The sequence below is a fragment of the Rhizobacter sp. P3_C12 genome, from assembly GCF_056402735.1.
This window is the reverse complement of sequence record NZ_JBFUGW010000103.1, coordinates 1-21,111: the sequence shown is the minus strand read 5'-3', so window position 1 is coordinate 21,111 and position 21,111 is coordinate 1. Positions and strand designations below refer to the sequence as shown.

The following is a 21,111-nucleotide window of genomic DNA, read 5'->3' as shown; positions in this document are numbered from 1 at the left end:
CTTCACCACCGTGCTCGAGGGGCTGGACGCCGCGGTGTCGGTGCTGTCGGTGCAGCAGGGCGAGCTGCTGTTCGCGAACCGCTCGTACCGCCTGTGGTTCGGTGCCGACGCGCGCGGCCACGCGCTGCTGGCCGGCGGCGACCCCGGCCTGCCGGTGATCGGCGGGCTGTCGGCGTTCGGCGACGACGGCGATTCGGTCGACAGCTTCGGCGGCCTGCCGACGCAGGAGCTGACCGAGGTCGGCTCGGACGCGCGCGAGGTCTTCATCGAGCCGCTGCAGAAGTGGTTCGACGTGCGCGCGCGCTACCTGCAGTGGACCGACGGGCGGCTCGCGCAGATGCTGATCGCGACCGACATCACCGGCCGCCGCAACGCCGAGACGCAGGCCGCGCAGCAGGCCGAGAAGGCGCAGGTCACGAGCCGGCTGGTGACGATGGGCGAGATGGCCTCGTCGGTCGCGCACGAGCTGAACCAGCCGCTGACCGCGATCACGAACTACTGCAACGGCATGGTCTCGCGCGTGAAGGGCGACGCGATCCAGAAGGACGACCTGATCGCCGCGCTCGAGAAGACCGCCCGCCAGGCCGAGCGCGCTGGCCAGATCATCCGGCGCATCCGCGCCTTCGTGAAGCGCAGCGAGCCGCAGCGCCAGCCGGCGCTCGCGCAGACCATCGTCGACGACGCGGTGGACCTTGCCAACATCGAGCTGCGCCGGCGCAACGTGACGATCCACGTCTACGTCGCGCAGCGGCTGCCGACGCTGATGGTCGACCCGATCCTGATCGAGCAGGTGGTGCTGAACCTGCTGAAGAACGCCGCCGAGGCGATCGACTCGGCCGGGCTGCCGCAGGCGCGCCGCACCATCGAGCTGCGCGTGGTGCCGCGCCACACGCCCGAAGAAGGCGGCGTGATCGAGTTCAGCGTCACCGACAGCGGCCCGGGGCTGAAGGAGGAAGTGATCGGCCGGCTCTACGAGGCCTTCTTCTCGACCAAGGCGGAAGGCCTGGGCATCGGGTTGTCCCTGTGCCGCTCGATCATCGAGAGCCACCGCGGCCGTATCCGGGCACAGAACCTCTACAATGGCGACCTCGCCGTCGGGTGCCGCTTCAGCTTCACGCTGCCTGTGGAAACCGCCAAATCTGCCGGCCTGGAGCCGGCGCTGCCATGAGACTGCATCGATGAGCTTGATTCCGAAAAAGGGCACGGTCTATGTGGTCGACGACGACGAAGCCGTGCGCGACTCGCTGCAATGGTTGCTCGAGGGCAAGGACTACCGCGTCAAGTGCTTCGATTCGTCGGAGTCGTTCCTGTCGCGCTTCGATCCGCGCGAGGTCGCCTGCCTGATCGCCGACATCCGCATGGACGGCATGAGCGGGCTGGAGCTGCAGGACCGCCTGCTCGAGCGCAAGTCGCCGCTGCCGGTCGTCTTCATCACCGGCCACGGCGACGTGCCGATGGCCGTCACGACGATGAAGAAGGGCGCGATGGACTTCATCGAGAAACCCTTCAAGGAAGAAGAGCTGCTCGGCCTCGTCGAGCGCATGCTCGACCAGGCCCGCAGCGCGTTCTCGCACCACCAGGAAGCCGCCAGCCGCGATGCATTGCTGTCGCGCCTGACGACCCGCGAGGCGCAGGTGCTCGAGCGCATCGTCGCCGGCCGGCTCAACAAGCAGATCGCCGACGACCTCGGCATCAGCATCAAGACGGTCGAGGCGCACCGCGCCAACATCATGGAGAAGCTGAACGCCAACACCGTCGCCGATCTCCTGAAGATCGCCCTGGGCGCCCAAGCCAAGGCCTGACGCAATCCCATCCCGAAGGCCGCTGACCCCAGCGGCCTTTTTCGTTTCTGGAGCCCGACAGCCATGACCGCACAACTCATCGACGGCAACGCCCTCGCCAAACGGGTCCGCGCCGAGGTCGCGCAACGCGCCGCCGCCCTCACCGCCCGCGGCCGCCGGCCGGGCCTGGCGGTGATCCTGGTCGGCGACGACCCGGCCTCGCAGGTCTACGTGAAGCACAAGGTCGCCGACTGCGAATCGAGCGGCGTGCACTCGGTGCTCGAGAAGTACGACGCGCAGCTGCCTGAGGCCGAGCTGCTCGCGCGCATCGCCGCGCTGAACGCCGATGCGGCCATCCACGGCATCCTGGTGCAGATGCCGCTGCCGAAGCACATCGACCCGCAGAAGGTCATCGAGGCGATCTCGCCGCTGAAGGACGTCGACGGCTTCCACGTGCAGAGCGCCGGCGCGCTGATGGTCGGCCGCCCCGGCTTCCTGCCGTGCACGCCGTACGGCTGCATGAAGCTGATCGCCACCACCGGGATCGACCTGCGCGGCAAGCACGCGGTCGTGATCGGGCGCAGCAACACCGTCGGCAAGCCGATGGCCCTGCTGCTCTTGCAGGCCAACGCCACCGTCACCATCTGCCACAGCGGGACGCGCGACATCGGCCTTCACACGCGCCAGGCCGATGTGGTCGTCGCGGCGGTCGGCAAGCGCAATGTGCTCACCGCCGACATGGTCAAGCCGGGCGCGGTGGTGATCGACGTGGGCATGAACCGCAAGGACGACGGCAAGCTGGCCGGCGACGTGGACTTCGACGGCGTCTCTCAGGTGGCCGGCTGGATCACGCCGGTGCCGGGTGGCGTCGGACCCATGACCCGTGCGATGCTCCTGGTCAACACGCTGGAGGCCGCGGAGCGGTTCGCGCAGGGCTGAGCCTCACACGCGTCATTTCGAAAGGGAGAGAACAATGAACGAGATCAATCCGCTGCTGGTTCCCGATGCACTGCTCGACTTCTCGGCGATCCGCGCCGCGCACGTCGCGCCGGCGATGGCGCAATTGCTGACCGAGGCCGAGGAGGCGCTCGAGAAGGTCACCAGCGACGCGGTGCCGGCCGACTACGACGCGATGTCGGCGGTGCTCGATGTCGCCACCGAACGCCTGGGCCGCTCCTGGGGCGCGGTGCACCACCTGACCGCCGTCGCCGACACGCCCGAGCTGCGCGCCGCCTACAACGAGCAGCTGCCGGCCGTCACCGAATTCCACACGCGGCTGGGTGCCGATGAACGCCTGTACGCAAAGTACAAGCTGATCGCCGGCAGCCCGGCCGCCGCCGCGCTCAGCGCGCCGCGCCGCCAGGCGCTGTCGAACGCGATGCGCGATTTCGTGCTGTCCGGTGYCGAGCTGAAGGGCGCCGACCGCGAGCGCTATGCGCAGATCCAGGACCGCCTGGCCGCGCTGTCGCAGACCTACTCCGAGCACGTGCTCGACGCGACCGACAGCTTCGCGCTGTACGTCGACGCGGCCGAGCTGGCCGACGTGCCGGCCGACGTGATCGCCGCGTCGCGCGCCACCGCCGAGGCCGAAGGCAAGCCGGGCCACAAGATCACGCTGCACTTCCCGAGCTACTTCCCGGTGATGCAGTACGGCAGCAACCGCGCGCTGCGCGAGAAGCTGTACGTCGCCTACGTGACCCGCGCCAGCGAGACCGGCCCCGCCGCGCTCGACAACAGCGCGGTGATGCGCGAGCTGCTCGACCTGCGCCAGGAAGAGGCCCGCCTGCTCGGCTACGCGAGCTTCGCCGAGGTGTCGCTGGTGCCGAAGATGGCCGATTCGCCGCAGCAGGTGACCGGCTTCCTGCGCGACCTGGCGCAGCGCGCCCGCCCCTACGCCGAGCGCGACCTGGCCGAGCTGCGGGCCTTCGCCCGCGACGAGCTGGGCCTGCCCGACCTGCAGGCCTGGGATTTCCCGTACGCCAGCGAGAAGCTGAAGGAAAGCCGCTACGCGTTCAGCGACCAGGAGGTCAAGCCGTACTTCACCGAGACCAAGGTGCTCGACGGGCTGTTCCGCATCATCGAGACGCTGTTCGAGGTCAGCATCCGCTCCGACAGCGCGCCGGTCTGGAACGAGGGCGTGCGCTTCTTCCGCATTGAGCGCCAGGGCGAGCTGGTCGGCCAGTTCTACCTCGACCCGTATGCCCGCCCCGGCAAGCGGCCCGGTGCCTGGATGGACGACGTCTGCGGCCGCTGGGCGCGCCCGGACGGCCGCACGCAGACGCCGGTGGCGCACCTGGTGTGCAACTTCGCGTCGCCGGTCGAGGTCGACGGCAAGCGCCGCCCGGCGCTGCTGACGCACGACGACGTGACGACGCTGTTCCACGAGTTCGGGCACGGCCTGCACCACATGCTGACGCAGGTGAACGATGTCGGCGTGGCCGGCATCTCCGGCGTCGAGTGGGACGCGGTCGAACTGCCGAGCCAGTTCATGGAGAACTTCTGCTGGGAGTGGGACGTGCTGAAGCGGCTGACCGCCCACGTCGACACCGGCGAGCCGCTCCCGCGCGCGCTGTTCGACAAGATGCTGGCCGCGAAGAACTTCCAGAGTGGGCTGCAGACGCTGCGCCAGATCGAGTTCTCGCTGTTCGACATGCGCCTGCATGCCGAGCCGGGCTCGCAGGCCGACATCCAGGGCCTGCTCGACGAGGTGCGCGCCGAGGTCGCGGTGCTGGTGCCGCCGCGCTTCAACCGCTTCCAGCACGGCTTCTCACACATCTTTTCCGGCGGTTACGCGGCCGGCTACTACAGCTACAAGTGGGCCGAAGTGCTGAGCGCCGACGCCTGGAGCGCCTTCGAAGAGGCCGGCGCGCTCGACATCGCCACCGGGCGGCGCTACCGCCAGGCCATCCTCGAGGCCGGCGGCAGCCGCCCGGCGATGGAGAGCTTCAAGGCGTTCCGGGGCCGCGAGCCGAAGATCGATGCCTTATTGCGACATCAAGGCATGGCCTGATGAAGTAAATTCGGGCGCAAACACATCTACATCTGCGTTGTTGGAGCCTCCCCATGACCCGATCCACTTCCCGCATATTCGCCCGCAACTTCGCTCGCACCTTCAGCCAGGCGACCCCGGTGCTGCTGGCCGCGCTGTTCACCGCGCTGCCGGCGCATGCGCTCTACAAGGTGGTCGGGCCCGACGGCAAGGTCACCTACACCGACCGGCCGGCGGTCAGCCCCGACAACAAGGTGCAGTCGGTCAACAGCAACGGCAGCGTGGCGAACGATGTCGCCCTGCCCTACGAGCTGCGCCAGGCGGCCCAACGCTATCCGGTGACGCTGTACACGACCAAGGATTGCCCGCCCTGCGACGCCGGCCGGCAGACGCTGCGCCAGCGCGGCATCCCGTTCGCCGAGAAGACGATCGCGACCAAGGAAGACGGCGAGGCGCTGCAGCGCATCACCGGCGCCCGCGACCTGCCGGCGCTGACCGTCGGTTCGCAGGTGGTGCGTGGCTACCAGCGCGACGACTGGTCGAGCTACCTCGACGCCGCGGCCTACCCGAAGGAATCGAAGCTGCCGGCCAACTTCCCGCAGGGCGGCGCGTCGCCGCTGACCACGCCGAAGCAGGCGGTGAGCGAAAACACGCCGGCGAACGATGGCACGGCACCGGCGGCCCGGCCGACGCAGTCGTCGGGCACCGGCAGCAACCCGGCCGGCATCAAGTTCTGATCCGACGGGCCTGCCAGCTGCCGGCACCGACGGCCAGGCCCATCATCCAGAACAGCGACGCGGCCCCCAGCGCCGCGCCGAACACGCCGAACAGCAGCGGCATCACGGTGCTGGACCCGTTCAGCGCCATCGAGCGGAACGCGATCGCCTCGCCGTGCCGCTCGTGCGGCGTGATGTGATGCAGCGTCGACATCACCATCGGCTGCACCGCGCCGAGCGCCAGGCCGAGCAGCGACGCGCAGCAGGCCATCAGCCAGGCCGAGTGCACGAACGGGTAGACGCCGAAGATCACCGCCACCCACAGCATCGCGCCGGTCAGCACCTGCGATTCGCTCAGGCGGTGCGCGAGCACCGGGATCAGCAGCCGCACGCCGGCCACCGACACCGCGAACAGGCCCAGCACCAGCCCGATCGCGCCGGCGCTCATGCCGCGCTCATGCCCGAGGATGGGCACGACGAACGAATGCACGTCCCAGCTGGCGGACAGCAGCCAGTTCACCAGCAGCAGCCGGCGCAGCGCCGGCGAGCGCAGCAGGTCCCACGAGCTCTGGTTCGCGACTGCCACGCTGGGACGCGGCACGTCGGCCTCGGCCGGCACGTAGCGCGCCGACACCATCGCCGCCAGCGGCATCAGCATCAGCACCGCGAACGCGAATCGGAAGCCCATCAGGTCGATCAGCGCTCCGGCCGTCACCGGGCCGATGACGTTGGACAGCGCCGGCGCCAGCCCCAGCCAGCTGAAGACGCGGATGCGCTCGGTCGCGTCGGTGGCCATGCGGCCGGCCGTGCGCTGGATCGTGATCAGCCCGAAGTTCGCGCCGGCCCCGGTCAGGATGGCCGCGAGGCACATCGCCAGGTAGTGGCTGCTGAGCGCCGCGATGGTGCCGCCCGCCAGCGACAGCGCGACGCCCAGCCGCATCGGCACGTGGTAGCCGCGGCGGTCGGCCAGCCGCCCGGCCGGCAGCGAGAGCAGCACCGGCGCGGCGGCGAACAGCGCCATCAGCAGCCCCACCGTCCACTCTGCCTGGCCCTGCTTCAGCGCCTGCAGCGGGGCGGCCATCCGCACCCCGGCCATGCAGGAATGCAAGCTGATCTGGCCCAGGATCAGCGCGAGCAGGGGGCGGGAAAATTGGGTCATCGTCTAGGCGTCGCTCTCCGGCAGATCGGGGACGATGGCATCGTCGTCGCGCGGCAAAGCGAGCGGCAACAGCGCCTGCGCATGCGTCTCGGTGACCGCCTCGACCGACTTCAGCTTGCGCGCCATCACGTTGGCCCGCGTCTGTGCCTGGTCGATCGTGTTGCTGGCCTCGTCGAGCTTCTTCTTGGTCTTCGCGAGCACGTCGCCGAACTTCGCGAACTCGGTCTTCACCGCGCCCAGCACCTCCCACACTTCCACCGAGCGCTTCTCCAGCGCCAGCGTGCGGAAACCCATCTGCAGGCTGTTCAGCGTGGCCAGCAGCGTGGTCGGGCCGGCCAGCATCACGTGGTGCTCGCGCTGCAGCGATTCGAGCAGCCCCGGCCGGCGCAGTGCCTCGGCATACAACCCCTCGGTCGGCACGAACAGGATGGCGAAGTCGGTGGTGTGCGGCGGCGACACGTACTTGTCGTGGATGGACTTCGCCTCCAGCCGCAGCCGCGTCTCGATCGCCTTCGCGGCCACCTCGACCGCCACCGGATCGGCGCGGTCCTGCGCATCCAGCAATCGTTCGTAGTCTTCGCGCGGGAACTTGGCGTCGATCGGCAGCCACAGCGGCACGCCGTCGACGCGCTGGCCCGGCAGCCGGATCGCGAACTCGACCCGCGCGCCGCTGCCCGGCACCGTCTCGACGTTGACCGCGTACTGCTCCGGCGTGAACACCTGCTCCAGCAGGCCGGCCAGTTGCACCTCGCCGAAGATGCCGCGCGTCTTCACATTGGTCAGCACGCGGTTCAGCGAGCCGACATCGCGCGCCAGGTTCTGCATCTCGCCCAGGCCCTTGTGCACCTGGTCGAGCCGGTCGGCGACCAGCTTGAAGCTCTCGCCGAGGCGTTGCTCGAGCGTGGCATGCAGCTTCTCGTCGACGGTGGCCCGCATCTGCTCGAGCTTCTTCTCGTTGTCGGCCTGGATCGCCGACAGCTTCTGCTCGACCGCGCCGCGCATCTCGGTGAGGCGCTGGTCGTTCGATTGCGACAGCGAGCGCAGCTGGTCGCCCAGCGTGTCGGCGAAGCGCTTCAGCGCATTCGCCTGCTGCTCGGAAAGGCGCGCCAGCGTGGCTTCCTGTGCCTGCTGCGTGGCGGCCAGCTGGGTGCGGAAGCTGTCGATCTGCTCGTTCTGCGTGCGCGCCACGTCGCCTTGTTGCGCCAGCAGCGTCTGCTGGAAGCTCGCGAGCGTCTGGCCCAGCTCCTGGCGCGTGCCCTGGGCGCTGCGGGCGACTTCATCGCGCAATTCCCGTTCGAGGCGCTCGATGTGCGCGGCGCCCGAATCGGGCTTTCGCAGCGCGAGCCAGAGCGTCAGCAGCAGGACGAGAACGAGGAGCGCGAGCGAAATCCAGTCGAGGAGCATTTCCCCATTCTCGCAGCTGTCGCTATGCCGAGGAGCGCAGTGGGGCAGGCAGCAGCCGTTTTTCGATCGCGTCGAAACCGTATTGCACGGCCAGCGCCAGCACCGCCGCCGGCAGCGCGCCGGCCAGCATCGCCGCGCTGTCGTTGACCGCCAGGCCCGCGACGATGCGCTCGCCGAAGCCGCCGGCGCCGATGAAGGCGGCGACGGTCGCGGTGCCGACGTTGATCACCGCCGCCGTCTTGACCCCCGCCAGCAGCGTCGGCGCGGCCAGCGGCAGCTGCACATGGCGCAGCGTCTGCCGCGGCGTCAGGCCGAGCGACAGCGCCGCCTGCGCCAGCCCCACCGGCACGCCCTGCAGCCCGGCATGCGTGTTGCGCACGATCGGCAGCAGCGCATAGAGGAACAGCGCGATCAGCGCCGGCAGCAGCCCGATGCTGCCGACCACCGCGATCAGGAAGGCCAGCAGCGCGAGCGACGGCACCGTCTGCAGCACCGACACCACGCCCATCACGACACCGGCGCTGCGCGGCCAGCGCCACGCCGCCACGCCGAGCGGCACGCCGACCAGCACCGCCACCGCCAGCGAGCCGAACACCAGCAGCAGGTGCTGCCCGGCGAGCCGCGCGAAATCGGGGCCGAACAACCGCTGCATGAACGTGACCGGCTTCGAGGCTGCCGCCGCGCTGCCCGACAGGAACTGCCGTGCGACCTCGGCGAAACTCTTGCCGTCGAGCTCGACCTGGGCGTTCAGCGAGATCATCGCCGCCTCGTCGATGCGACCGGCCAGCGATTGCAGCGGCGCCGGATCGAGCGCGGCGCGCATCAGCAGCACCGCGTCGTACTTCGGGAAGAAGTTCAGGTCGTCCTTCAGCACGCGCAGCTGGTAGCGGCCGACCTTCGCGTCGGTGCTGTAGATGTCGATCAGGTCGATGCGGCGCGCCGCGACCGCGTCGTAGGCCAGGCCGTGGTCCAGGCCGGCCGGCTTGTCGTAGCCGAGCTGGTAGGCCGCCTTCAGCGCCGGCCAGCCGTCGGCACGCTCCAGGAACTCGTGCGACAGCCCCAGCCGCAACGCCGCCGCCTGCGGCTTCAGCAGGTCGGAGATGCGCTCGATGCCGAGCTGCTGCGCCTGCGATTCGAGCATCGCGAGCGCATAGGTGTCGTTGAAGCCGAGCGGCACCGCGGCCTTCAGCCCGCGCGGGGCCAGCCACGCGTTCAGCTCGTCGAGCGACGGGTTGCCCTCGCGCTTCAGCAGCTCGCGCACGATGGTGCCGGTGTATTCGGGGTAGACGTCGACCGCGCCGCTCGCCAGCGCCTGCTCCAGGATGCCGGTGTTGCCCAGGCCCTGCTTGTGCGTGGCCGCGATGCCGGCGCGCTCATAGGTCTGGCGCACGATCTCGCCGAGCACGTACGACTCGGTGAAGCGCTTGGAGCCGACGGTGACGCTGTCGGCCGCGTGCGCGCCGGCGCCACACGCCATCAGCAGGCCCGTCAGCAAGCCGGCAGCGACGGCGCGCAACGCCTTCATCCCTTCAGCGCCGCGGCGTTGATGGGGGTGGGCGGGTGGCCGGCGTTGGGCCCGAAGCCGAGCGCGGCGATCAGGTTGTCGGCCGCGAGGTTGGCCATCGCGCGCCGCGTCGCGATCGTCGCGCTCGCGATGTGCGGCGTCAGCACGACGTTGGGCACCGTCAGCAGGGCGGGGTTCAGCGCCGGCTCGCCCTCGAACACGTCGAGCCCGGCCGACGCGATGCGCCGCTCGGCCAGCGCCTGCGCGAGCGCCGCATCGTCGACGACGCCGCCGCGCGCGATGTTGGTCAGCGTCGCGCTGCGCTTCATCTRCGCGAGCTCGGCCGCGCCGATCGCATGGTGCGAGGCCGGCGAGTACGGCACCACGATCACCAGGTGGTCGGCATCGCGCAGCAGCGCCTCTTTCGAGACGTAGCTCGCGCGGCATTCGGCCTCGATGGCGGGCGCGAGCCGCGAGCGGTTGTGGTAGATCACCTTCATGCCGAAACCGAGCGCGCCGCGCTTCGCGATGCCCTGCCCGATGCGGCCCATGCCGAGGATGCCGAGCGTCGCGCCGTGCACGTCGCCGCCAGCGAACATGTCGTAGGACCACTTCTTCCAGTCGCCGCGGCGCAGGAAGTGCTCCGATTCGGCGATGCGCCGCGCCGCCGCCATCATCAGCGCGAAGCCGAAATCGGCGGTGGTCTCGGTCAGCACGTCGGGCGTGTTGGTGCACAGCACGCCGCGTGCGTTGCAGGCGTCGACGTCGATGTTGTTGTAGCCGACCGCCATGTTGCACACCGCCTTCAGCTGCGGGTTGGCATCGAGCACCTCGGCATCGAAGCGCTCGCTGCCGGTGGCGAGCACGCCCTGCTTGCCGGCCAGGTGCTGGATCAGCTCGGGCTTCTTGAAGACGCGGTCTTCCGGGTTGTCCTGCACGTCGAAGTGCGCCCGCAGGCGATCGACGATGTCGGGAAAGATGGCACGCGAGACGAGTACGGCAGGCTTCATGTCATTTCCTCTTTTTCAACAAGCAGGTCAGAACCAGATCAGGGTCATCAGCACGAACAGCGGCAGCAGCACGGCCATCGACCAGCCCATGTAGCCGAAGAAGCCGGGCATCCGGATGCCGCGGCTTTCGGCCACCGCTTTCACCATCAGGTTGGGCGCATTGCCGATGTACGAGTTGGCGCCCATGAACACCGAGCCGGCCGAGATCGCGACCAGCGTGGTGGCGTACTGCGTCATCAGCTGCTGCGCATCGCCGCCGGCGGCGTTGAAGAACACCAGGTAGGTCGGCGCATTGTCCAGAAACGACGACAGCGTGCCGGCGGCCCAGAAATACATCCCCGGCCGCGGCGTGCCATCGGGCGCGGTGACGGCCGACACGATCGCGCCGAACGGCCCGTCGACGCCGGCGCGCAGCATCGCGATGACCGGGATGATGGTCAGGAAGATGCCGGCGAACAGCTTCGCGACCTCGACGATCGGGCCGAAGCTGAACTGGTTCTGCGCGTGGGCCGAGGGCGGGGTGAGGAACCAAGAGGTTGCGGCGATCGCGAGCAGGCCGAGGTCGCGCGCGAGGCCTTGCCAGGTGATCTCGGCACCGGCCAGCGTGAACGCGACGCCCCCCTTCCAGACGCCGCTCATCAGGATCAACCCGGCCACGCCGGCCAGCAGCGCGAGGTTGACCGTGCCCTCGATGCCGAAGCCGCGCGTGTCCGGCGTCGGGTCGACGGGACGCGGCTCGTCCTGGCGGCAATACCAGCGGTCGATCACCCAGAAGATCGCGAGCAGCGTGCCCACCATGAACAGCGTGTGCGGCAGCAGGTGCACCAGCGTCCACGAGAACGCCACGCCCTGCAGGAAACCGAGGAAGAGCGGCGGATCGCCCAGCGGCGTCAGCGCGCCGGCTGCGTTCGACACGATGAAGATGAAGAACACCACGACGTGGGCCGTGTGGCGCCGGTGGTCGTTCGCGCGGATCAGCGGGCGGATCATCAGCATCGACGCGCCGGTGGTGCCCATCACGCTGGCCAGCACCGCGCCGATCGCCATCAGCGCGACGTTCAGCCCCGGGCCGCCGTGCAGGTTGCCACGCACGAAGATGCCGCCGGCGACGATGAACAGCGTGGCCAGCAGCACGATGAACGGGATGTACTCGCCGACCGCGGCATGCACCAGGCCGTGCCACGCGGCATCGAGACCGGAGCGCGCCGCCTGCGGCACGAGGTAGGCGAGCGCCCACGCAGCCACCACCTTGCCGTAGTGCCGGTGCCAGAAGCCCGGCACGGCGAGCGGCAGCAGCGCGATCGACAGCAGCAATCCTGCGAACGGCAGGCCCCACAGCGGCCCGAGCATCAGCCGAGGAAGCGCGTGAAGCCGGCCACCGGCTCGCGCTCGGTGACCAGCGTGTTCTCGACCGCGGCCGGATCGGCGACGCCGAGCGACATGCCGCACACCAGCATCTCGTCGTCGCACGCGCCCAGCTGCGGCAGGATGATGCGGTGGAACTGCGTGAAGGCCGCCTGCGGGCAGGTGTCGAGGCCGCGGGCGCGCGCGGCGACCATCACGTTCTGCAGGAACATGCCGTAGTCGAGCCAGCTGCCCTGCTGCATCACGCGGTCGATCGTGAACATCAGGCCGACCGGCGCGTCGAAGAACACGTAGTTGCGGCCGTGCTGCGCATGCATGCGCGGCTTGTCGCCCTTGGTGATGCCGAGCAGGCCGTAGAGGTCCCAGCCGACCTTGCGGCGGCGGTCGATGTAGGGCGGGCGCCATTCCACCGGGTAGTAGGCGTACTCCTCGCGGTGCTGCGCCGCGACTGCGGGGTCGTCGTAGACGGCGGTGATGTCGCGCGCCAGCGCCTGCAGCGGCTCGCCGGTCAGCACGTAGACCTTCCACGGCTGCGTGTTGGTGCCCGACGGCGCACGCGATGCGACGCGCAGGATGTCCTCGATGGTCTCGCGCGGGATCGGCGTCGGCAGGAAGGCGCGCAGCGAGCGGCGCGAGGTGATCGCTGCGTCGACGGCGGCGGTCTGCTCGGGGGTCGGCGGGGGGAGCGGGAGATTCACGGGCGCAATCCTTCAAGGGCCTGGGTCAGGACATCCGGCAACGCGGCCGGGCGGCGCGTCGCGCGGTCGACATAGACATGCACGAAATGGCCGCGTGCCGCACACAGCAGCTCGCCGGCGGCGAACAGGCCGATCTCGTAGCGCACGCTGGAGCCGCCGACGTGGGCGACGCGCAAGCCGGCATCGACCATCTGCGGGAACGCGATCGGCGCGAAGTAGTTGCAGTGGGTCTCGACCACCAGCCCGATCACCGCGCCGGCGTGGATGTCGAGCGCGCCGGCCTCGACCAGGTAGCGGTTGACCGCGGTGTCGAACAGGCTGTAGTAGACGACGTTGTTGACGTGGCCGTAGGCGTCGTTGTCCATCCAGCGCGTCGACAGGCTCGTGAAGTGCCGGTAGGCGCTGCGTGCTTCGGGTTGCGGGCGGATGGGCGGCGTGGGAGGCATCGTCATGGCGCTGCATTGTTCCATTGCTCGCGGCTGGCCAGCGCCTCGCGCAGCGTCGTGAGCTGCACCGCGACGGTGTCGGCGATCTCGCGGCCGTAGCCGCCAGCCATGCTGACCGCGACCGGAATGCGGCGCTCGCGGGTGGCAGCGAAGACACGGCGGTCGCGCTCGGCGAGGCCCGCGGCCGTGAGCTTCAGGCGGCCCAGGCGGTCGCCCTCGTGCGGATCGGCACCGGCCAGGTAGAACACCAGCCCCGGCGCGCCGTGCGCATGGCGGCGCCACAGCTCGGCCAGCGCCGCATCGAGCGCGGCCAGGTACGCGTCGTCGCGGCAGCCGTCCGGCAAGGCCACGTCGAGGTCGCTCGATTCCTTGCGGAACGGGAAGTTGCGCTCGCCGTGCAGCGACAGCGTGAACACCGTCGGGTCGTCGCGGAAGATCGATGCAGTGCCGTTGCCCTGGTGCACGTCCAGGTCGATCACCGCGATGCGCAGCAGCGTGCGGTGGTGCCGKTGCCATTCGGCCTGCATCAGCCGCGCTGCCACGGCCACGTCGTTGAAGACGCAGTAGCCGCTGCCCTTGTCGGCATAAGCGTGGTGGGTGCCGCCGGCGAGGTTCGCGGCGACGCCCTCGGTGAGGGCCGCACGCGCCGCGGCGATCGTCGCGCCGACCGAGCGGCGCGAGCGCTCGACCATGCGCGGCGTCCACGGGAAGCCGATCTCGCGCTGCTGGGCCGCGCTCAGCGTGCCTTCGGACACCGAGGTGACGTAGTCGGGCGTGTGGGCCAGCGCGAGTTCGCCGTCGGTCGCCGGGGGCGCCTCCTGCAACCGCAGCCCGGGCTCGGACTCGGCGGCCTCGCGCAGCAGGCGGTACTTCTGCATCGGAAACCGGTGCCCGGTGGGCAGCGGCAGCACGAAGTGGTCGGAGTGGAAGGCTTGCATCGAGGCGCGCATCGCCGGCGCATTGTGCCGACCGGCGCCGAAATGGGTGCGCGCCTCTAGATTGCTGCAATGCAGCAAAAACGACTTGTAATCCCTGGATCACTCCGTATACTTCTGGTCATGGTGCAGTGCAACAAAGTCACTGTGTCAGGCGCAGTCCCCTTTTCTATCTCATGGAGATTCCACATGCTGACCGCTGAACAATTGATCGCCGCCCACAAGACCAACATCGAAACGCTCTTCGGCCTGACCGGCAAGGCGTTCGAAGGCGTCGAGAAGCTCGTCGAACTGAACCTGCAGGTCGCGAAGACCGCCCTCGGCGAAGCTGCCGCGAACACCCAGGCCGCCCTGTCGGTGAAGGATGCGCAAGAGCTGCTGACGCTGCAAGCCAGCCTGCTGCAGCCGGCCGCCGAGAAGGCCGCCGCCTACGGCCGCCACCTGTACGACATCGCCGCCAGCACCAATGCCGACATCGGCAAGGTTGCCGAAGCGCAAGCCGCCGAAGCCCAGCAGAAGTTCATGACGGTGGTCGACACCGCCGTGAAGAACGCACCGGCCGGCACCGAAAACGTCGTCGCGCTGTTCAAGTCGGCCGTCGCGACCACCAGCAACGCCTACGAAAGCCTGCAGAAGGCCGCCGGCCAAGCCGCGAAGGTGGCAGAAGCCAACATCGAAGCGATCAGCGCCAGCGCCGTGAAGGCCGCTTCGGCCCCGAAGACCAAGCGCGCCGCCGCCTGATTCGGCGCGAACAAGTCGTCACGAAGACGACTTGAACTTATTGCGCGACCCTTCATCTGAGAGTGACCGCAGGCCCTGCCTGCGGTTCTCCCTGAAAGGTTGTCTCCTCGGTACCGCGCGAATTCTGATTCCAGGTACCTTCCGGCCCGGTGGCAACACCGGGCCGTTTTGTTTGGGGCGCCGATTTCTTTTTACACAGAAAAGTATTCATAAAAGATGCTATTTTGCGTCTGAGATAGATAGAATTCTGTGTAAATGAACGGCGAATGCACCATTCAACTGTTTGCCGGCGGCACATGGCATGACGCTGGTGTCGTCAGCCTGTTCGGTAGCGAGCAGTCGGGTTGGCGCGCCACCAGCTACACCGGCTATGCGGTCGACTGGGCCGTCGAGCACGCCGATGCCATCGACGCCCACGCGTTCTCGTGCAACTACCCCGTCAGCCTGCAACCTCTGCAGCTCAAACACTGGCCGGTGTTCCTGATCGACATGCTGCCGCAGGGCTTCGGCCGCGAAGAATTGCTGCGGCAACTGAAGCTGCCGACCACGATGGCCGATGCGGCCGACTGGCGCTTGCTGCTGACGGGGGCCGGCAACCCGATCGGCAACCTGCGCATCAAGGAGGCCGCAACCTGGCTGGCCGAGCGCGATTCCATCGCGCAAGGCTTCACCGATGCCGAGGTCGCCCAGCGCGGCGAGGCCTTCACCGATCACCTGGCCGCCCACGGCTTGTTCGTGGCCGGCTCATCCGGCGTGCAGGGTGAATGGCCCAAGCTTCTGCTGACGCGCGCCGACGATGGGCTGCTGTACCTGGACCACACATTGCCGGATGCCCGGGCCCGCGAGCACTTCATCGTCAAGTTCGGCCGCGGCACCGATCCCGGGCTGGCCGCCATCCTGCGTCATGAGGCGCCCTATATGGAACTGGCGCGGCGACTCGGTCTGCGGGTCCATGCGCCACTGACACTGCGAGAGCGCGCTCTCTTCATTCCCCGCTTTGACCGCCGATTGACGCCCGGCGGCGTGCTGCGCCTGGCCCAGGAAAGCATCGCCACGCTGACCGGCAAGCCGGGCTTCGGCGAGGTGCCGTCGCACGACGAGGTATGCCGCCAGCTGGTACGCCGCTGCAACGATCCGCAGGCCGAGGTGCTCGAGTACCTGCGGCGCGATGTCGCGAACCTCGCGCTCGGGAACAAGGACAACCACGCCCGCAACACTGCGGTGCAGCGTGACTTCGACGGCCAGGTCGCGCTGACGCCGCTCTACGACTTCGCGCCGATGTACCTGCACCCGGACGGCATCGCGCGCCGCATCCGCTGGGAAGGCAACGACAACGGCCGGCCGGATTGGTCGCGCGTGCTAGACACAATCTGCACCGACAGCCAGCCTCGACCCGGCGAAACACACGCGCCCTTGCGGCGCGCGCCGTTGCTGGCCGGGCTCCAGGCGATGGCACCGGTGCTCGACGAGATCGCCGGCAACGCTGCGGCATCCGGCCTGTCTCCCGAGGTCCACGCCCATTTGCGCGTCGGACTGGAATTCCAGGCCCGGCAACTCGCCGCCCTGACCTGAGCGCCGACGCGATGGACAAGCGCTATGGCAGCCTCAGCCTCTCCGAGCAGCTCATGCTGCGCAGGCAGGCCATCGACGAAGTGCTGACCCATCCCGAGTGGTCGACGCAGGAGGCGCTGCGCCACCTGAAGAAGACGATGCGACTGACCAGCGCCGAACTCGCCAGGCTGTCCGGCGTGCATTACCGGACGGTGCAGGACATCGAGCAGGGCCGCAGCGAAGGCAGCGTGCAGACGATGAACCGGCTGTTCGGCGTGCTGGGGCTGAAGCTCGGCGTCGTGCGGATCGCGCCGCCCGACGCCTGAGCCCAGCCCTCCCGGCCGCCCTCAGTGCGTCTTCGCCGCGATCCGCATCTTCAGTTCGTTGATCATCGAGAGCGCGATCTCGCGCCCGGCCTGGATCGAGCGCTTGCGCGCCGCGAAATCGGCGGACGACACGTCGGCCAGCTTCGGCCGCAGCACCACGTCGGCCTCGCGCAGCTCGAAGGCATTGATGCTGCGGCTCATGATCGCGAAGGTCTGCAGCAGCATGCGCATCGGATCGCCGGTGGCCGCACCGTCCGGCACCGCCGAGATGTCGACCGCGATCACCAGCTCGGCGCCCATCTGGCGCGCGAAGCGCACCGGCACCGGCGACACCAGCCCGCCGTCCACGTACTCGCGCGTGCCGATGCGCACCGGCTGGAACACCGCCGGCACCGCGCTCGAGGCGCGCACCGCGATGCCCGCATCGCCGCGCTGGAACAGCACCGGCGCGCCGTTGTCGAGATCGGTCGCGACGATGCCCAGCGGCATGCGCATCTGCTCGATGGTCTTGCCGCCGGTGGCCTCGCGCACGAAGCGCGCCAGCGCCTCGCCGCGGATCAGCCCACGGCCGGGAAAGGCCCAGTCGGTGATCGCCGATTCGTCCATCGAATCGGCCATCGCCGCCAGCGCCAGCCCGTTCTTGCCCGACGCGTAGAGCGTCGCGACCAGGCTGCCGGCCGAGGTGCCGACCACCAGGTCCGGCTTGATGCCGTTCTCCTCCAGCACCTGGATCACGCCGATGTGGGCAAAGCCGCGCGCTGCGCCGCCACCCAGCGCCAGCCCGATGCGCGGCGGCTTCGGCACCGGCTTGATCACGACGACCGGCGGCGCCGAGGCGGCTGAATCCGGGGGCACGACCACGACGACAGGCGGGTTGCCGGTGGGCGTGGACGCGGGATTCGAAGGCGGTAGAGGCACCGTCTGGCACCCGGCCAGCAAGACGACGGCAGCCACGGCGGCCGCACGGGCCCAGGACGAGGAAGTCAGAAAGGAAGGCATCCGGCGATTCTAGGGACGCCGGGCTATATCCCTGTGTCGAATAAACAAGCAACGAAAATGTTCTTCCAGCTTATATATGAGCGCCCGTACAGTCGCCCCTCTCGTGCTGACGGGCAACCTGCGCCGCGCGTGCGAATGACGAGGAAAATGCCGGGTCTGCCGGCGCGCCGGCACCACGTATTCCACTGACCCCAGAACCGAACTCAAGGCGATGTATCAATACACCCCGTTCGACACCCAGTTCGTCAAGCAACGCGCGGCCCAGTTCCGCGACCAGCTCCAGCGCAACCTCGCCGGCACGCTGGGCGATGACGAGTTCCGCGCGCTGCGCCTGCAGAACGGCTGGTACATCCAGCGCCATGCGCCGATGTCCCGCATCGCGGTGCCGTACGGCGAGCTGAGTGCCACGCAGCTGCGCATGCTGGCGCGCATCGCCCGCGAGTTCGACCGCGGCTACGCCCACTTCACGACCCGGCAGAACTGCCAATACAACTGGATCCCGCTGCCGAAGGCGGCCGACGTGATGGACCTGCTGGCCTCGGTCAGCATGCACGGCATCCAGACCAGCGGCAACTGCATCCGCAACATCACGAGCGACTGCTTCGCCGGCGTCGCGGCCGACGAGCTCATCGACCCCCGCCCCTACAGCGAGATCCTGCGCCAGTGGAGCACGCTGAACCCCGAGTTCGCGTTCCTGCCGCGCAAGTTCAAGATCGCCGTCAGCGGCGCGCGTGAAGACCGCGCCGCGATCGCGTGGCACGACATCGGCCTGCAGTTGCTGAAGAACGAGGCCGGCGAGATCGGCTTCAAGGTGCTGGTCGGTGGCGGCATGGGCCGCACGCCGGTCATCGGCACGGTGATCAACGAGTTCCTGCCGTGGCAGCAGATCCTCGTCTACCTCGAGGCCATCGTGCGGGTCTACAACCGCTACGGCCGCCGCGACAACATGTACAAGGCGCGCATCAAGATCCTGGTGAAGGCCGAAGGCCAGCGCTTCCTCGACGACGTGGCCGCGGAGTTCAAGAAGATCCTCGAGCTCGACAGCGACGGCACCGAGCAGATCATTCCGCAGGCCGAGTTCGACCGCGTCGCGGCGCACTTCGTGACGCCGGCCGGCGTGGCACCGATCGCCGGCAGCAAGATCGGCATCCCCGCCGACGCCCCCGCCGCCTACCAGCGCTGGCTCGAGCGCAACGTGCACCCGCACCAGCTGGCCGGCTACCGCAGCGTGACGCTCTCGCTCAAGCGCACCGGCCAGGCGCCCGGCGACGCGACCGACACGCAGATGGAGCTGGCCGCCGAGCTGGCCGAGCGCTTCAGCCAGGCCGAGCTGCGCGTCTCGCACGACCAGAACCTGGTGCTGCCGTGGGTGCGCGAGAGCGACCTGTACGTGCTCTGGCAGGCCGCGCGCGCCGCCAGCTTCGCGACGCCCAACATCGGCCTGCTGACCGACATGATCGCCTGCCCCGGCGGTGATTTCTGCGCGCTCGCCAATGCCCGCTCGATCCCGATCGCCGAGGCCATCACCGAGCGCTTCGACGACATCGACGAGCTCTACGACATCGGCGACATCGACCTGCACATCAGCGGCTGCATCAACTCCTGTGGCCACCACCACAGCGGCCACATCGGCATCCTCGGCGTCGACAAGGACGGCAGCGAGTGGTACCAGGTGACGCTCGGCGGCCTCGACGGCTCGGCGATCAGCGGCCACCAGTCGACGCCCGGCAAGGTGATCGGCCCGTCGTTCGCCGCCGACGAGGTGCCCGACGTGATCGAGGCGGTGCTCGACACCTACCGCGCACAGCGCAGCACCGCTGCCGAGCGCTTCATCGACACCGTGAACCGCATCGGGCTCGATCCGTTCAAGACCGCAGCCAACGCCCAACGCCGCAGCACCGCCAAGGCCTGACCATGAAATTCATCGACACCGCCCGCGACCCCTGGCGCACCATCACCGGAGAAGACGGCCCGATGGTCACGCTGACGCCCGCGCCGAACAGCCTGCTGACGCTCGCGCAATGGCACGGCGTGCGCAGCACCTGGCCGGCCGGCATGGCCGTCGGCGTGCAGTTCCCGAACGATGCCGACATCGAGGACCTGGCCGAGGACCTGCCGCGGCTGAGCCTGGTCGTGCTGCACTTCCCGAAGTGGGTCGACGGCCGCGCCTACAGCCAGGCCCGGCTGCTGCGCTCGCGCTACCGCTATGCCGGCGAGGTGCGCGCCACCGGCGAGGTGCTGGTCGACATGATGCCGCTGCTGCAGCGCACCGGCTTCGATGCGGTGGCGCTGCGCGCCGACCAGTCGATCGAGGTGGCCGAACGCGCGCTGAACTTCTTCCCCGGCCACTACCAGGCCGACGTCACCGAACACCGCCCGCTGTTCAAGCGCCCGGCCGGCCAGGAGACGACGAACCGCGAGTTCAACCAGGCGGGCTCGGCGATATGAGCGCCGGCACGATGAGCGCCATCACGCTGTACGCCCGCCCGACCGCCGGCTTCGACGAGCGCGTCGCGCACGCGGTGGCGGTGCTGAAGCAGGCGGCCGCCGAGCACCCGGGCCGCGTCGTGCAGGCCACGAGCCTGGGCGCCGAGGACATGGTGCTGACCGACCTGATCGCGCGCCACGGCATCGACATCGCGATCGGCACGCTCGAGACCGGCCAGCTGCACGAGGAGACGCTGGCCCTGGTGCCGCGCATCGAGCAGCGCTACGGCCTCGCCGTCGAGGTCTACCGCCCCGAGGCCGACGCGGTGATCCACTTCGTGAAGAACCACGGCGAGCGCGCGATGTACGAGAGCATCGACCTGCGCAAGGGCTGCTGCGGCATCCGCAAGCTGGAGCCGCTGTCGCGCATGCTGGCGCAGCGCAGCGCCTGGGTCACCGGCCTGCGCCGCGAGCAGTCGAACAACCGCGGCGACGTGCCGTTCAGCGAGCCCGACGACAAGGGCCGCATCAAGTTCAACCCGCTGGCCGACTGGAGCTGGAACGACGTGTGGCAGTACATCGCGTCGAACGAGGTGCCGTACAACCCGCTGCACGACCAGTTCATGCCGAGCATCGGCTGCGCGCCGTGCACCCGCGCGATCGCGGTGGGCGAGGACTTCCGCGCCGGCCGCTGGTGGTGGGAAGACGAGAAGGCGAAAGAGTGCGGATTGCACGTGCACGGGGCCGAAGAGGCCGCCGTGTCGATGATCGGAGACCGGAAATGAATGCCCCGCTGACCGTGGAACAACTGCTGCCGCAGCTCGACCACAGCCACCTCGACTGGCTCGAGGAAGAAGCCATCTTCATCCTGCGCGAGACCGTCGCCGCGTTCGAGCGCCCGGCGCTGCTGTTCTCGGGCGGCAAGGATTCGTGCGTGGTGCTGCGCCTGGCCGAGAAGGCGTTCAAATCGAAGGGCGCCGACGGCGAGTACAAGGGCCGCCTGCCGTTCCCGCTGCTGCACGTCGACACCGGCCACAACTTTCCGGAGGTGATCGAGTTC

The 21,111-nt window shown here is 69.0% G+C and carries 21 protein-coding genes; 12 read left to right on the top strand and 9 right to left on the bottom strand.

Features of this window, described 5'->3' with window-relative positions:
- From AC1DXV_RS17135 to AC1DXV_RS17115, 5 genes are all read left to right on the top strand, one after another.
- The coding region (locus AC1DXV_RS17135; protein ID WP_477934669.1) for a sensor histidine kinase at window positions 1-1,168 on the top strand (1,168 nt) is incomplete at its 5' end.
- A 10-nt stretch (window positions 1,169-1,178) separates the two neighbouring features.
- The gene (locus AC1DXV_RS17130) at window positions 1,179-1,802 is read left to right on the top strand and encodes a response regulator transcription factor (RefSeq protein WP_047510729.1); all 624 of its coding nucleotides are present in this window, start codon (window positions 1,179-1,181) and stop codon (window positions 1,800-1,802) included.
- A 63-nt stretch (window positions 1,803-1,865) separates the two neighbouring features.
- Window positions 1,866-2,720, top strand: coding sequence for a bifunctional methylenetetrahydrofolate dehydrogenase/methenyltetrahydrofolate cyclohydrolase FolD (gene folD, locus AC1DXV_RS17125; protein ID WP_477934667.1), 855 nt, complete (start codon window positions 1,866-1,868; stop codon window positions 2,718-2,720).
- Window positions 2,721-2,754: 34 nt separating this feature from the next.
- Window positions 2,755-4,791 (top strand): M3 family metallopeptidase, encoded by a 2,037-nt coding sequence (locus tag AC1DXV_RS17120; RefSeq protein WP_477934665.1) that lies wholly within the window; start codon window positions 2,755-2,757, stop codon window positions 4,789-4,791.
- A 53-nt stretch (window positions 4,792-4,844) separates the two neighbouring features.
- On the top strand, window positions 4,845-5,507 hold the full coding sequence (locus tag AC1DXV_RS17115) for a glutaredoxin family protein (RefSeq protein WP_477870772.1): 663 nt from the start codon (window positions 4,845-4,847) through the stop codon (window positions 5,505-5,507).
- Here the strand turns inward: AC1DXV_RS17115 and AC1DXV_RS17110 are convergent.
- The 8 genes from AC1DXV_RS17110 to AC1DXV_RS17075 are packed head-to-tail and all read right to left on the bottom strand — an operon-like array spanning window position 5,497 to window position 14,010.
- Complete coding sequence (locus AC1DXV_RS17110) at window positions 5,497-6,645, bottom strand: MFS transporter (protein ID WP_477870774.1); 1,149 nt, start codon at window positions 6,643-6,645, stop codon at window positions 5,497-5,499. The genes AC1DXV_RS17115 and AC1DXV_RS17110 overlap by 11 nt on opposite strands.
- Window positions 6,646-6,648: 3 nt before the next feature.
- A complete protein-coding gene (locus AC1DXV_RS17105; RefSeq protein WP_477934663.1) occupies window positions 6,649-8,049 on the bottom strand; it encodes a DNA recombination protein RmuC in 1,401 nt (466 codons plus the stop codon).
- 22 nt (window positions 8,050-8,071) lie between these two features.
- A complete protein-coding gene (locus AC1DXV_RS17100; protein ID WP_477934661.1) occupies window positions 8,072-9,574 on the bottom strand; it encodes an ABC transporter permease/substrate-binding protein in 1,503 nt (500 codons plus the stop codon).
- The gene (locus tag AC1DXV_RS17095; protein ID WP_477934659.1) at window positions 9,571-10,563 is read right to left on the bottom strand and encodes a 2-hydroxyacid dehydrogenase; all 993 of its coding nucleotides are present in this window, start codon (window positions 10,561-10,563) and stop codon (window positions 9,571-9,573) included. Before AC1DXV_RS17095 ends, AC1DXV_RS17100 begins: the two co-directional genes overlap by 4 nt.
- A gap of 27 nt (window positions 10,564-10,590) precedes the next feature.
- On the bottom strand, window positions 10,591-11,913 hold the full coding sequence (locus AC1DXV_RS17090; RefSeq protein ID WP_477869164.1) for a sodium:proton antiporter: 1,323 nt from the start codon (window positions 11,911-11,913) through the stop codon (window positions 10,591-10,593).
- Window positions 11,913-12,626 (bottom strand): nitroreductase, encoded by a 714-nt coding sequence (locus tag AC1DXV_RS17085; RefSeq protein WP_477869166.1) that lies wholly within the window; start codon window positions 12,624-12,626, stop codon window positions 11,913-11,915. Before AC1DXV_RS17085 ends, AC1DXV_RS17090 begins: the two co-directional genes overlap by 1 nt.
- On the bottom strand, window positions 12,623-13,078 hold the full coding sequence (locus AC1DXV_RS17080) for an acyl-CoA thioesterase (RefSeq protein ID WP_477869168.1): 456 nt from the start codon (window positions 13,076-13,078) through the stop codon (window positions 12,623-12,625). Before AC1DXV_RS17080 ends, AC1DXV_RS17085 begins: the two co-directional genes overlap by 4 nt.
- Entirely contained in the window at window positions 13,075-14,010 is a 936-nt protein-coding gene (locus AC1DXV_RS17075; protein WP_477934657.1) for a histone deacetylase family protein, read from the bottom strand. The genes AC1DXV_RS17080 and AC1DXV_RS17075 overlap by 4 nt, the downstream gene beginning before the upstream one ends.
- Window positions 14,011-14,196: 186 nt before the next feature.
- Here AC1DXV_RS17075 and phaP point away from each other — a divergent pair, with 186 nt between their 5' ends.
- The 3 genes from phaP to AC1DXV_RS17060 all read left to right on the top strand — a co-directional run bounded on the left by phaP (window position 14,197) and on the right by AC1DXV_RS17060 (window position 16,625).
- Window positions 14,197-14,748 (top strand): TIGR01841 family phasin, encoded by a 552-nt coding sequence (gene phaP / locus AC1DXV_RS17070; RefSeq protein WP_047594290.1) that lies wholly within the window; start codon window positions 14,197-14,199, stop codon window positions 14,746-14,748.
- Window positions 14,749-15,003: 255 nt separating this feature from the next.
- Window positions 15,004-16,320 (top strand): type II toxin-antitoxin system HipA family toxin, encoded by a 1,317-nt coding sequence (locus tag AC1DXV_RS17065; RefSeq protein WP_477870787.1) that lies wholly within the window; start codon window positions 15,004-15,006, stop codon window positions 16,318-16,320.
- A gap of 11 nt (window positions 16,321-16,331) precedes the next feature.
- A complete protein-coding gene (locus tag AC1DXV_RS17060) occupies window positions 16,332-16,625 on the top strand; it encodes a helix-turn-helix domain-containing protein (protein WP_477870789.1) in 294 nt (97 codons plus the stop codon).
- Between the two features lie 21 nt (window positions 16,626-16,646).
- Here the strand turns inward: AC1DXV_RS17060 and AC1DXV_RS17055 are convergent, their stop codons facing one another.
- Complete coding sequence (locus AC1DXV_RS17055; RefSeq protein ID WP_477934655.1) at window positions 16,647-17,624, bottom strand: patatin-like phospholipase family protein; 978 nt, start codon at window positions 17,622-17,624, stop codon at window positions 16,647-16,649.
- Between the two features lie 211 nt (window positions 17,625-17,835).
- Here AC1DXV_RS17055 and AC1DXV_RS17050 point away from each other — a divergent pair, with 211 nt between their 5' ends.
- The 4 genes from AC1DXV_RS17050 to AC1DXV_RS17035 form a co-directional block, all read left to right on the top strand.
- Complete coding sequence (locus AC1DXV_RS17050) at window positions 17,836-19,536, top strand: nitrite/sulfite reductase (protein WP_477934653.1); 1,701 nt, start codon at window positions 17,836-17,838, stop codon at window positions 19,534-19,536.
- A gap of 2 nt (window positions 19,537-19,538) precedes the next feature.
- Window positions 19,539-20,072, top strand: a complete 534-nt coding sequence (locus tag AC1DXV_RS17045) for a DUF934 domain-containing protein (RefSeq protein ID WP_477866507.1) — start codon at window positions 19,539-19,541, stop codon at window positions 20,070-20,072.
- 11 nt (window positions 20,073-20,083) lie between these two features.
- Complete coding sequence (locus AC1DXV_RS17040; protein WP_477866505.1) at window positions 20,084-20,836, top strand: phosphoadenylyl-sulfate reductase; 753 nt, start codon at window positions 20,084-20,086, stop codon at window positions 20,834-20,836.
- Window positions 20,833-21,111: phosphoadenosine phosphosulfate reductase domain-containing protein (locus tag AC1DXV_RS17035; protein ID WP_477934651.1), on the top strand; the 279-nt coding region annotated here is incomplete at its 3' end. The genes AC1DXV_RS17040 and AC1DXV_RS17035, both read left to right, overlap by 4 nt.